Genomic DNA, 12,390 nt, shown 5'->3' on the forward strand with positions numbered 1-12,390 from the left:
TGGAGGCCTGTATGCCTCCACGCCCTTTAACGCAGCACAGCACCTGTGGCTTTGGTAACGGCCGCCACAATCCGCTCGGACACAGCTTCCAGTTCCGCATCCGTCAGGCTTTTGTCCACTGGCTGCAACGTGACTTCAATACCAATGGACCGATGGCCTTCGGGCACATGCGGGCCTTCATACACGTCAAACAGGCTGACGCCCGCCACCAGGTTCCGATCCGCCCCACGCACAGCCCGCAGCAGAGCCTCGGCAGGCACATCACGCCCGACAACAAACGCAAAGTCACGCCTTACAGGCTGGAAGGCAGACAGGGACGGAGCAGATTTCTTACGGCGCTTGGGTTCGGGCACCGCATCCATCAGCACCTCGAACCCGACAACAGGCACATCAATGCCTTCTGCCTGAAGCAAAGATGGATGCAATTCACCAAAATAGGCCAGCACGTTCTTTGGCCCCTGACGCAGCACACCAGAGCGCCCCGGATGATACCAGGATGGTGCATCGGCCGTCGTTGTCAAAGCATCCGCACTTACGCCAAGCTGCGTCAGCAGTTCCAGCGCATCGGCCTTGGCCGCCCATAGGGAAACCGCACTGCTTTCCTGCCCCGGATAACGGGCCGTATGGCCTGTGCGCACACCAGCCGCCACTAGCGTCTGAGCTTTTTCAGAAAAAGCTGGGCCGACTTCAAACAGCCCGATATCCGCCCAACCACGTGCGCTGTTCCGCTGCGCGCTTGCAACCAGATTAACCAACGGCGTGGGCCGCATCTGGTCCAGATCAGACGCAATGGGGTTCAGCAGACGCAGGCTGTCTGGCGCACCGCCAAACCGCAACGCTTCTTCGTGCGAGACAAACGAGAACCCAACGGTTTCCACCAGACCACGCGCAGCCAGAATGCGCCGCGCACGTGCTGCCCGCGTCTGTTTGGCTGTCAACGCCACGCCCGGCACCACACTTACCGGCGGCAACGGAACGGCTGGCACACTATCCAGCCCTTTCAGACGCAGAATTTCTTCAACCAGATCACTTTCCGCTTCAATCTGGTCAACGCCTTCAGCTGCCTTGGCCGCAACATCGGCAGCAATATCCGCGCCCTGAGCCAGAACGGACTTCTGGGCAATATCATTCCGCCAGGATGGCACGCTAACCCGCACGGCCGCGTCCGTCTGCTCCTGCACCTCAAAACCCAGCTTTTCCAGCAAGGTCACACTCTCCTGCGGCGGCACATCCAGCCCACCAAGCGTTTTGACACGTTCAAAACGCAGCGTCGCGTCACGCTGCCACGCAGGTTGGTCACCAGCAGAAACAACCTCGCTGGCTTCACCACCACACACGTCAATAATCAGACGGGTAGCGGCTTCCAGCGCGGCAACGGGAAGCGCCTGATCGACCCCACGCTCAAACCGGTAGCTGGAATCAGAAGAGACCCCTACCCGGCGCGCGCTCAGCGCAATACGCACCGGGTCGAACAGCGCACATTCCACAAACACATCGGTCGTGCTTTCATCCGCGCCTGAGGCCTCGCCGCCCATGATCCCGGCCAGAGACTGCACGCCATTCGCGTCTGCAATCACGCAATCATCTGGCGTAACGGTGTAATCCTGCCCATCCAGCGCCCGGAACGTTTCACCTTCACCGTGGCACATCGTCAGGCGGCCACCTGCAAGCTTGTTCACGTCAAACACGTGCAGCGGACGGCCCAGATCAAAGCAGAAATAGTTGGTGATATCGACCAACGCGGAAATGGGCCGCAGACCAATACTTTCCAGCTTACGCCGCAGCCATTCAGGGCTTGGCCCGTTTTTCACACCCCGGATGGTGCGCCCGAGAACCCATGGGCAGGCTTCCGGGTAGCTGTTCTCCCACACAACGGGGGAGTCAAACGTGCCATCCACCGTATCTGCCAGCCAGGGGCGCAAGGTGCCCAAACCTGCTGCGGCCAGGTCCCGTGCAATACCCCGCACACTCAGGGCATCGCCCCGGTTGGGCGTGATGGCAATTTCAATCACCACATCATCCAGCCCGGCAAAATCAGCATAGGACTGGCCGGGCAGCGTATCGTCAGGCAGTTCGGCAATGCCGTTGCTTTCTTCACCCAGCCCCAGTTCACGCAGAGAGCAAAGCATGCCGCCGCTGGCTTCGCCACGGATCTTACCGGCTTTGATGGTGATATCCAGCCCCGGCACATACGTGCCCGGTGGCGCGAAAATAACAGCCAGACCAGCACGTGCATTCGGCGCGCCGCACACCACCTGCACATCCTGCAAACCCGGACCAGCATCCACACGGCAAACCTGAAGACGGTCTGCATTGGGATGCTGGGTGGCCTCAAGAATACGGGCGGTCAGAAACGGTTCTATGGCCGCGCCACGGTTTTCAACACCTTCAACCTCAAGGCCAATCTGGTTCAGTTTGGCGCAGATTTCAGCCAGTGTGGCGGACGTTTCAAGATGGTCATACAGCCAGGATAGCGTGAATTTCATGGCTTACACCCCCTCGTGCAGCAGCGCGGGCGCAAGCGGGTCGGACCCGTAATGGCGCAGCCAGCGGATATCACTTTCATAGAACGAACGCAGGTCCGGAATGCCGTTCTTCAACATGGTCAGCCGTTCAATGCCCATACCAAAGGCAAAGCCCTGCCACTCACGCGGGTCCAGCCCGCAATTGGCCAGAACACGGGCATGCACCATGCCGGAGCCAAGCACTTCAAGCCAGTCATCTCCTCCGCCAATCTCACCTGTACGGCGGGACCACCCGATATCCACTTCCATGGAAGGTTCGGTGAACGGGAAATAAGAGGAACGGAAACGCACAGGCAGATCCGGCTTGTCAAAAAACACGCGCAGGAATTCGATCAGGCAGCCCTTGAGGTGCCCCAGCGTAATGCCTTTGCCCACTACAAGCCCCTCACACTGATGGAACATGGGGGAATGTGTGGCGTCATGGTCTGCGCGATAAGTGCGCCCCGGGCAGATCACGCGGATAGGCGGCTTCTGCGCCAGCATGGTGCGGATCTGCACGCCAGAGGTCTGGGTCCGCAGAACGCGGGTGACATCCAGCCCCGGCGCGGGTGGCAGATAAAAGGTATCATGATCCGTGCGGGCCGGATGGTGATCAGGCGTGTTGAGTGCGGAGAAATTGTGCCAGTCCGTTTCAATATCCGGACCTTCCGCAACGCTGAAACCCATTGCCCCGAAAATGGCGGTCATTTCTTCCACCGCACGCGCAATCGGGTGAATGAAGCCCTGCTGCACCGGCGGCGGCGGTAGAGACACATCCACACGTTCAGCCACCAGACGCGCTTCAAGCTCCGCAGCTTCCAGCGCCTTGCCGCGATCTTCAACAGCGCGGGTCAGTTCATCCCGCAGGCGGTTCAACGCCACGCCGCGCGCCTTGCGCTCATCCGGGGCCATTTTCCCCAAGGCTTTTAACAAGGTTGTCAGGCGGCCTGATTTACCAAGAGTGCCGACACGAATGGCATCCCATGCCCGCAGGTCTGCGGCCTCAGCCAGTTCGGACAGGACATCCTGCCGCAGAATCTCAAGATCGTCGCTCATGAAACCTCGCACGAGGGAAAAAATACGCTACAGGGCGGATACTCTCTCTGCGGCGCGGAGAAAACCCCTCCCCACAGAAAACCAGCCAAAAGCCGGGGCAACCAGCGTGCAGCCACCCTACCTCAACCGCTGTTCAAACCATCACTGGCAATAAAAAAGGCCGCCCAGACTGGACGGCCTTTTCTAACACTTTATCGGCCGAAATTTCAGGCAGCCAGAGCGGCCTGAGCTTTCTTCACGATTTCAGCGAAGGTTGCGGCGTCATCAAAAGCGATGGCGGCCAGAACCTTACGGTCTATTTCAATGCCAGCCTTGTCCAGACCGTTGATGAAACGGCTGTAGGTCAGGCCATGCTCACGCACGGCGGCATTGATACGCTGGATCCACAGAGCGCGGAATTCGCGCTTCTTGTTCCGGCGGTCACGGTATGCGTACTGGAGAGACTTTTCGAGCCGTTCCAGAGCAATACGGTAGTTTGTGGAAGACCGACCACGGAAGCCCTTGGAAAGTTCAAGAACCTTCTTGTGACGGGCGTGCGTGGTTACACCGCGTTTTACACGTGCCATTTCTCAGATACTCCTCAAACCAGCCCGTAGGGTGCCCACTGCTTGACGGTACGACCGTCCTGCGGTGTCATCACCTGTGCGCCGCGGTTGGTGCGCTTCATTTTCTGCGGGCGCTTGATCATGCCGTGACGCTTGCCGCACGGACCAGAGAGCACCTTGCCGGTTGCGGTGATCTTGAACCGCTTCTTGACCGACGATTTGGTCTTCATCTTGGGCATTTCTTTACTCCTGAAAGCTCGAAAAACGCGTCGCCCCATAAGAACGACAGAACACGGCCGGGCATGCCCCACAAGCCCGGACGCGTGTGCGAAGGGCCTCCCTTAACGGAAGCCCCTTACATTTTCAAGTCATCTCCGCGCAGGATTTTTCAGTCAGAGTATGTTATGCTCAATTCACAGTCAGGCCACACGCGCCTGTAAAGCGCTATCAGCCGGCCTCCTACCACTGGGGGCATGCCATGCCTTCATGGCATAAGGCACCTGCTGCGGGCTCTCCTTTTCATCATGGCCCCCGCAGGCCATCCTGCCGGGCAACCCTGTGCTTTCTTCCGCGCTTTCTCCTTCGCGCACGGCCTGACCCATGTGCACGGAAGCGCAAAACAGTATTTTGCTGCGCGCTTCTTTTCACCTTTCATGTCCCATTGGGCGTGAACAACATTATGAGGTACGCCACTTTCATGACTCCCCTTTCCAACGCCACGCTCAAACAGCTTCCGCCGCAGGTTCTCACCCCTGCTTATGACCGTCAGAAGACCACACCCGGCATTGCACATCTGGCTGTTGGCAATTTTCACCGGGCTCATCAGGCGATGTATGTTGATCGGGTTCTGGCTCGTCCCGGCCAGCAGGATTGGGCGATTGTAGGCATAGGGCTACGCGATAATGAGCGTGAAACCCGCCGCGCAGCCATTATGGCCGAACAGAACGGCCTTTATACCCTTACCGAATTTGCAACGGATGGCGGCCATACCACGCGCGCGCTTGGCGCCATTACCGAGTATGTGCAGGCAGCAAAAGACCGGGCCGGGGCCATTCGTCGGCTGGCTGACCCTGCTATTAAGATTGTCAGCCTGACCATTACAGAAGGCGGCTATTATGTAGATGCCGATGGCCGTTTCATGCTTGATGATCCAGCCATTGCCGCTGATCTGAAACGGGATGTGCCAGAAACCGCCTTCGGGCTGGTGACAGAAGCCCTGCGCCTGCGCCGGGATAGCGGGGTTGGCCCCTTCACCGTTCTCACATGCGATAATCTGCGGGATAACGGTGTGGTTGCCCGCACAGCCTTCTGCTCCTACGCCAAAGCCCGTGATGCTGCTCTGGGAGAATGGATTGCGGAAAACGTGACCTTCCCCTCCACCATGGTGGACCGCATCACCCCATCCGTTTCATCAGCAGATGTTACCCGACTGGACGAACTCAGCGGCGTTGCGGACAAGATGCCTCTGTTTGCGGAAGATTTCACCCAGTGGGTTGTGGAAGACAATTTCTGCGCAGGCCGTCCGGAACTGGAAGCCGTGGGGGTAGAATTCACCAACGATGTCGGGCCGTATGAGCAGGTCAAGCTGCGCATGCTCAATGCCTCTCACTCCATGCTGGCCCTGCCCGGCCTGCTGATGGACTATCAGACCGTGCCAGATGCAATGGGTGATACCTCTCTGGTCACACTTCTGGAGCAGTTTCTGGCACAGGATGCCTCCCCCTTCATCACGCCCCCCAAAGGTGTTTCGCTTGAAGGCTATGCCCATCAGGTGCTGCACCGCTTCCGCAACCCGGCTGTGGGTGACCAGCTTCTTCGTATTGCATCAGACAGTGCATCCAAACTGCCTGTCTTCCTGACAGACACAGTAAAAGGTGTGTTGGGGGCCAACAAGGATCACCGCCGTCTGGCATTTGGCGTCGCGTGCTTCCTGGAATATCTGCGCGGCGAGACGGAAAGCCACAAATCCTACAGGCTGTCTGAACCCGGACTGCCTGATGCGGCAAAGGCTCTGGCGCTGGAGAGTGATCTGGCCGCAGGCCTGCGGATGCCGGTCTTTGCCGGATGGGGGCTGGATGCTTACCCCGCCTTTACAAAAGATGTGGTGGCTCTGCGCACCAGCATGCGTGAGCACGGCGTGCGCCACACCCTGAAAAATCTGGGCTTGTCATAACAAAACCCCTTCTCCTGAAAGGCTCCAGCGCTTTTCAGGAGAAGCATCTCCCGGTCCCCAACACAATAAAACGGCGTAATGTCACAAGCCTTGACTGCATGGCTTTCATGCAAAATTGGCCTTGTCTATATACGTTAAAATATAGATACTGCGAAAATCAGCGGTTTCTTCTAACATTCTCGTGATCCAAATAAATCTTATTCATTTTTTGGCGCGCGAGAGCCGAACCTATGCGTTTATTTGCTACTCAATTCAAGATAAGCCTTATCTTTAAGAAATAACGGGCCTTTAGACTGCCGCCTGCCAACGTCAGGGAGGGAAGACTGCTGTGGCGGTCTTTCTGCGTATGGCGGGCGCTGTCTTTACTGGATTGGGGGTAGAGTGATCAAACGTCTCTTAGCCGGAGTGGTTGGAGCCGGTGTCCTGGGTGGACTCGGCTTCCTGTATTATGCGTGGTACCCGCCTATCGCCACAATTGATCCACCGGCGGCGAGCAGCTTCTCGGCGGAGCAGATTGAACGCGGCCGCATTGTTGCGGCTGAAGGTTATTGCGCGGAATGTCACACCCGCACAGACATGGGCGGTGGCCCGGAACTGGCGGGTGACTACAAGATGGAAACCCCGTTCGGGGCCATCTATTCCTCCAACATCACGCCGGACCCGGAAATGGGGATTGGCCGCTGGTCAGAAGAAGCACTTCGTCGCGCCATGCGTCTGGGCGTCTCCCGCAAGGGTGTGCATCTGATCCCGGCTTTCCCGTATGATCACTTCACCAAAATGACGGATCAGGACATTTCTGATCTGTACGCCTATCTCATGACCCGCCCGGCCGTACATATGGCGCGGCGTCCGAATGAACTGCCTTTCCCCCTCAGCCTACGCATTGGTCAGGCAGCCTGGAAACTGCTGTTCTTCACCCCCGGCATATACAAGCCTGACCCAAGCCATGATGCCTTGTGGAACCGTGGGGCCTATCTGGCGGAAGGCAATGCCCACTGTGGCGCGTGCCATACACCCCGTAACTTCATGGGGGCCGAAAAGAAGGGCTCCATGTATGATGGCGCGGTTGTGGATGGATGGATTGCCCCTCCGCTGAACGACAAGAACCCCACCCCCACCACCTGGACCGAAGACGAACTGTATCAGTATCTGCGCTTTGGCGTGGCCCCGCTGCACGGTCCTGCCGGTGGCCCCATGTCTCCTGTACCGCACCGCTTCCTGTCTCAGGTTCCGGAATATGATGTGCACGCCATTGCCCATTATTATGCGGATGTGGATCACGCTGCGGAACGCGAGAAGCATGACAAGGCCGCCCTTGCCCGTGCCATGGAGCAATCCAAGATTGATCTGATCGGCCCGAATGTGGACCCGGACGCCAAACTGTATCAGGGCGCCTGCGCGGCCTGCCATTACAATGCGGCCCCTTCCCCTGTGCTTGGTCGCCCGGATCTGGCGCTCAACAACGCCCTGTGGCTGGACGAGCCGACAAACCTCTTCCAGGTGATGCTGCGCGGCCTTACGGCTGAAGAAGGCCAGTCCGGCATTGCCATGCCCAGTTTCTACAATGCCCTGTCCGATGCCGACATGGCGCGTATTGCAGCCTATCTGCGCCGCACACGCACCACCCTGCCGCCGTGGACAGACCTTGAGAAGAAAGCCGCTGAAGTGCGCGAGACCGTCAAGACCATTCCTGTCAATTCTTCTCACTGAGACGGCACACGGAGCCAGACATGATTAAGTTCAAACTCAATGGCCGTGACGTATCCGTCGATGTGCCAGATGATACCCCCCTTCTGTGGGCACTGCGGGACGAACTGGACCAGACCGGCACCAAGTTCGGGTGCGGTGTAGGCCAGTGCGGTGCGTGCACGGTGCATGTGGGCGGGCGCGCCACGCGCTCCTGCATCACCCCTGTCAGCTCAATTGAAGGTGCTGAAGTAACCACCATTGAAGGCCTGCACCCGGAAGGCAAACATCCCGTGCAGGAAGCATGGCGTGACATTCAGGTGCCTCAGTGCGGTTACTGCCAGTCCGGCCAGATCATGCAGGCGGCAAGCCTGCTGAAGGATTATCCGGACCCCACGGATGAACAGATTGATGGCGTTATGGGCGGTAGCCTGTGCCGCTGCATGACGTACATCCGTATTCGCAAGGCTATCAAGAAAGCCGCTGCCGCCATGCGTGAGGAGACTGCATCAAATGGGTAAACTTGAACGCATTGCGGCACAGCAGGATCGCGCAGCAGGACGTGGACCAACCCGCCGAGGCTTTTTGCTGACGGCTGCTGGCTCCGCTTTTCTGTTCGGGTTCGCGCGGGAAGCCAAGGCCGCACAGACTTTCCCTGCTTCTGCCGGGCTCCCCGGTGATGGCGCTTTTGAACCGACCATCTGGTGCTCCATCGCACCGGATGGCGTGGTGAACGTCAACGTCATCCGTGCGGAAATGGGCCAGCACACCGGCACCGCCCTCGCCCGGATCATCGCGGACGAAATGGAAGCCGACTGGGACAAGGTCAAGATCACGCAGGTGGATACAGACCCCAAATGGGGGCTGATGGTCACAGGTGGGTCCTGGTCCGTGTGGATGACATGGGATGTCTTCCGTCAGGCTGGTGCGGCAGCCCGTACGGTCATGGTGGAAGAAGGCGCCAAGCTGATGGGTGTTTCGCCCGCCAGTTGTATCGCCCGCAATGGCCGCGTGATTGCAGGCAGCAAATCCATTTCCTATGGCGATATTGTCAGCCGCGCGCACCCCACGCGCACCTATACGCCTGATGAAATGGCCAAGCTGCCGCTGAAACCGGCCTCCGAACGTCGCCTGATCGGCAAGGACGTCAAGGCGCTGGATATTCCGGCCAAGACCGACGGCACCGCCATCTACGGGATTGATGCCAAGCTGGACGGCATGGTGTATGCGCGCCCCAAACTGCCGCCAACCCGCTATGGCTCCAAGGTTGTCTCTGTAGATGACAGCGAAGCCAAGAAGATCAAAGGCTATATCCGCTACATCGTTCTGGAAGACCCGTCGGATACTGTGCCCGGCTGGGTTGCCGTTCTGGCGTCCTCCTACCCGGCGGCCATCCGCGCGACGGATGCGCTGAAAGTCACCTGGACACCGGGCAAGACCGCCAATGTGTCTGAAAAGGACATTATTGAACACGGCCGCAAACAGATTGCCGAGAAAACCGGTGGGTCCTGCGTGTTCAATGATTCCGGGGTGGATGAAGCCTTCTCATCCGCCAAGCAGGTTTTTGAACGCACATATACCTGTGCCTCCGTGCTGCATTACCAGCTTGAACCCATGAATGCGCTGGCACGCCTGCAGGACGGCAAATGGGAAATCCATTGCGGCAACCAGTGGCAGTCCCTGTTCCTGCCGGTTATTGCCAAAGCCTTGCAGGTGCCGGAATCTCAGGTGATCATGCGCAGCTATCTGCTGGGTGGGGGCTTTGGCCGCCGCCTGAACGGAGACTACGCTGTACCCGCAGCGCTCATCTCCAAGGCGCTGGGTGGCAAGCCGGTCAAACTGATCCTGACCCGTTCGGACGACATGCTATTTGACTCCTTCCGCTCCCCGTCCATTCAGACGGTACGCGTGGCGTTGGATGACCAGAAAAGCCCCAAAGGGTGGGAGCACCATGCTTCCGCTGGCTGGCCCACAGGCGTGATGGCTGCGGCCTTCATGGAAAAAGGAGCCGACGGCAAACCTTACGATCAGTTCGCCATTGCAGGTGCTGACCATTGGTATGATGTTGGCCCCATGCGGGTGCGGGCGCTGGATAATGATCTGGCTGACGCCACCTTCCGTCCGGGCTGGCTGCGGTCGGTCAGTTCCGGCTGGACGCCTTGGGCGCATGAAGCCTTTCTGGATGAACTGGCACACGAACTCGGCAAGGACCCTGTGGCGTTCCGCCTTTCCCTGCTGACAGCCAAAGGTCGCAACGTTGGCAGCGCGCCCAATTCCGTGGGCGGTGCAACGCGTCAGGCCAACGTACTGAAGCGGCTGGTGGAAAAATGTGGCTACGGCAAAGTGCAGTTGCCCGCTGATACAGCCATCGGCATTGCCACAACCTTCGGGCAGGAACGCAATATGCCAACCTGGACGGCTGGTGCCGTGCAGGTGCATGTGGACCGTAAAACAGGCGTCGTTACCTGCCAGAAAATCTGGCTAGTGCTGGATGCAGGCACCATTGTGGACCCGGACGGTGCGGCAGCCCAGACCGAAGGCGGCGCGTTGTGGGGCCTGAGCATGGCGCTGTTTGAAAACACGGAAATTGTGAACGGCAATGTGCGGGACCGGAACCTGAACACCTACACGCCCCTGCGTATTTCAGATGCACCCGAAATCGACATCGAGTTTGTGGAAAGCACTGAAAAACCCATGGGTCTTGGGGAACCGGGGGTCACCACCATTGGGGCGGCCATTGCCAATGGCGTCTTCAATGCCGTGGGCGTGCGGCTGCGCCATCAGCCCATTCGTCCTGCGGATGTGCTGAAAGGCCTCTCAGAGAAAAAATCCGCCTAAATCCCGCCTCCAAAGAACGGAACAGGCTTACAAAAAAGCCGGCACCTGAAAACAGGTTGCCGGCTTTTTTATTTCTTATCCATGAAGTGACAAGGATGCGTATCAGAAGCCAGAAAGAAAAAGTAAGCGCACCACTCAAAATTTTTTAGAAAAGCCAAGAAAGCTGACCAGAGAACTGAAGTGACTGGTTCTAAGAACCCACTCTTCGCAGTAGTTTCCGGCCATAAGATCCTGATGTTCCCACATACTGGCAAATTTAAAACTAGGCTCTAGATCCCGCCAAGTTGCTTAATGCCTTTTCCTAGCCACCTCTTCTTCGGCATAGAGGCGGCTACCGGAAGCTGTTCATCTGAACTCCAGAAAACGTCTAAAGAATTCTTATATTTTTAGAAAAACAATACCCTGAAACATCCAGGCACAAGAACAGAACGACACAGCATATTCAGAGATTAAGCTGCGTCTATTTCATAAAGCGTATGATGGCCGCTGCCCCTCGCTTTGATGCCCCCAGAACCGGATCTCCCAGAGAGTCCTTCACAAGCTTTTCCTGTAAGGGACGATAACGGGAATGAACCTCTTGCGCCCGCATGATGGCAGGCATTACCTCTTCGGGTCGATCAACCACTTCGCCCAGATTCCAGTGCAGAAAATGCGGATTGTTCCGCCACTCAACACCGGTTGTGTTCAAAAACACGCAGGGGCGGGGCTTCACCAGAAATTCGTAAACCTGACTGCTGACATCCCCCACATAGATATCCGCGTGGGCGGTATAGGTCATGTCAATCAGGCGGTCGGATTGCGTATCAACATGAATGGTCGGGGCATTATACCGCTTCATGAAACGGGTTTTCATACCAAGGCTTTTATGAAAGGTCTTGATATGCGGCGCCACAACCAGATTATAACGTGACTGCCCCTTAAACCCCTTGAACAAGGCAGGCATGAAGCGTGGCAGCGAGGAAAGCTTCCGCTTGCAATGGGCATTATAGAGCACAAATGGTCTGGGATTTGAAAACAGTCCCTCCGGTGTGTCCTGCTGCATTGCCGCACAGACATCCATGCGCGGTAGTCCGACCGTGGCATAGTGGCCCGGTCGCACCAGATTCTTCTGAAGACTGTACTGTTCAACTTTCGGGCCAGGCAACAACGTGAAGTCAAATTCCCGCATCAGGGCTTCATCATCCACCAGACGGTCCCCTGCCCCATGGAGCACAAGAATCAGTTTGGGCCGGGTTACGCCCAGCTTGCGTAAAAAGCCTGCCGTGTATTCCGTGGCAACAATCGCATCATACTGGTTCAGTTCTTCCGCATTTTGCCGCAGCAGCATCAGTTTGACGCGATCCAGACGCTTTGCGGCCTCATGCATTTTTATGGGGAAGGAACGCTCCAGAAATTTCATATCCGGTTCTGGCGCGCCCATCACACGGCCAATCCGTTTCAGATGCTCCCGAGTTTCCGGAAAGTTGTAGTAATTAACAACATGAACGCCCGCATACGCCCCCAGGGCCAAGGCCAGCGATGCACCATGATAACATTGGTAGGGTTCAGCAATATAAAGAAACGCGACATTCATGACAGCATAAGCCTG

Annotated in this window: 9 protein-coding genes; 4 read left to right on the forward strand and 5 right to left on the reverse strand. The window is 57.6% G+C overall.

Going from position 1 to position 12,390, the window contains the following annotated elements; genetic code table 11:
- Nucleotides 1-26: 26 nt before the first annotated feature.
- From pheT to rpmI, 4 genes are all read right to left on the reverse strand, one after another.
- Nucleotides 27-2,486 (reverse strand): phenylalanine--tRNA ligase subunit beta, encoded by a 2,460-nt coding sequence (gene pheT / locus AD948_RS13750; RefSeq protein WP_061472417.1) that lies wholly within the window; start codon nucleotides 2,484-2,486, stop codon nucleotides 27-29.
- Between the two features lie 3 nt (nucleotides 2,487-2,489).
- Nucleotides 2,490-3,560: a phenylalanine--tRNA ligase subunit alpha gene (gene pheS, locus AD948_RS13755; RefSeq protein ID WP_035382384.1), complete on the reverse strand. Its 1,071-nt coding sequence runs from the start codon at nucleotides 3,558-3,560 to the stop codon at nucleotides 2,490-2,492.
- 206 nt (nucleotides 3,561-3,766) lie between these two features.
- Nucleotides 3,767-4,126 (reverse strand): 50S ribosomal protein L20, encoded by a 360-nt coding sequence (gene rplT / locus AD948_RS13760; RefSeq protein ID WP_006557068.1) that lies wholly within the window; start codon nucleotides 4,124-4,126, stop codon nucleotides 3,767-3,769.
- A 14-nt stretch (nucleotides 4,127-4,140) separates the two neighbouring features.
- Nucleotides 4,141-4,344 carry a 50S ribosomal protein L35 gene (gene rpmI / locus AD948_RS13765; RefSeq protein WP_006557067.1) on the reverse strand — a complete coding sequence of 68 codons (204 nt, stop codon included), beginning with the start codon at nucleotides 4,342-4,344 and terminating at the stop codon, nucleotides 4,141-4,143.
- A 458-nt stretch (nucleotides 4,345-4,802) separates the two neighbouring features.
- Here rpmI and AD948_RS13775 point away from each other — a divergent pair, with 458 nt between their 5' ends.
- From AD948_RS13775 to AD948_RS13790, 4 genes are all read left to right on the forward strand, one after another.
- Nucleotides 4,803-6,278, forward strand: a complete 1,476-nt coding sequence (locus tag AD948_RS13775; protein WP_061472419.1) for a mannitol dehydrogenase family protein — start codon at nucleotides 4,803-4,805, stop codon at nucleotides 6,276-6,278.
- Nucleotides 6,279-6,659: 381 nt separating this feature from the next.
- On the forward strand, nucleotides 6,660-7,988 hold the full coding sequence (locus AD948_RS13780; RefSeq protein WP_039903083.1) for a c-type cytochrome: 1,329 nt from the start codon (nucleotides 6,660-6,662) through the stop codon (nucleotides 7,986-7,988).
- A 20-nt stretch (nucleotides 7,989-8,008) separates the two neighbouring features.
- Complete coding sequence (locus tag AD948_RS13785; protein ID WP_006557063.1) at nucleotides 8,009-8,485, forward strand: (2Fe-2S)-binding protein; 477 nt, start codon at nucleotides 8,009-8,011, stop codon at nucleotides 8,483-8,485.
- Nucleotides 8,478-10,802, forward strand: coding sequence for a xanthine dehydrogenase family protein molybdopterin-binding subunit (locus AD948_RS13790; RefSeq protein ID WP_061472420.1), 2,325 nt, complete (start codon nucleotides 8,478-8,480; stop codon nucleotides 10,800-10,802). The genes AD948_RS13785 and AD948_RS13790 overlap by 8 nt, the downstream gene beginning before the upstream one ends.
- A 460-nt stretch (nucleotides 10,803-11,262) precedes the next feature.
- Here AD948_RS13790 and AD948_RS13795 read toward each other — a convergent pair whose 3' ends face one another.
- Entirely contained in the window at nucleotides 11,263-12,375 is a 1,113-nt protein-coding gene (locus tag AD948_RS13795) for a hypothetical protein (protein WP_061472421.1), read from the reverse strand.
- Between the last annotated feature and the right edge of the window lie 15 nt (nucleotides 12,376-12,390).

Source organism: Acetobacter senegalensis (assembly GCF_001580995.1).
Taxonomy (GTDB): Bacteria; Pseudomonadota; Alphaproteobacteria; order Acetobacterales; family Acetobacteraceae; genus Acetobacter; species Acetobacter senegalensis.

Excerpts from the sequence above, each read along its gene's own strand:
- rpmI (WP_006557067.1), bottom strand. The coding sequence starts at position 4,344 with ATGCCCAAGATGAAGACCAAATCGTCGGTCAAGAAGCGGTTCAAGATC.
- pheT (WP_061472417.1), bottom strand. The coding sequence starts at position 2,486 with ATGAAATTCACGCTATCCTGGCTGTATGACCATCTTGAAACGTCCGCC.
- AD948_RS13790 (WP_061472420.1), top strand. The coding sequence starts at position 8,478 with ATGGGTAAACTTGAACGCATTGCGGCACAGCAGGATCGCGCAGCAGGA.
- rplT (WP_006557068.1), bottom strand. The coding sequence starts at position 4,126 with ATGGCACGTGTAAAACGCGGTGTAACCACGCACGCCCGTCACAAGAAG.
- AD948_RS13785 (WP_006557063.1), top strand. The coding sequence starts at position 8,009 with ATGATTAAGTTCAAACTCAATGGCCGTGACGTATCCGTCGATGTGCCA.
- AD948_RS13775 (WP_061472419.1), top strand. The coding sequence starts at position 4,803 with ATGACTCCCCTTTCCAACGCCACGCTCAAACAGCTTCCGCCGCAGGTT.
- AD948_RS13795 (WP_061472421.1), bottom strand. The coding sequence starts at position 12,375 with ATGAATGTCGCGTTTCTTTATATTGCTGAACCCTACCAATGTTATCAT.
- pheS (WP_035382384.1), bottom strand. The coding sequence starts at position 3,560 with ATGAGCGACGATCTTGAGATTCTGCGGCAGGATGTCCTGTCCGAACTG.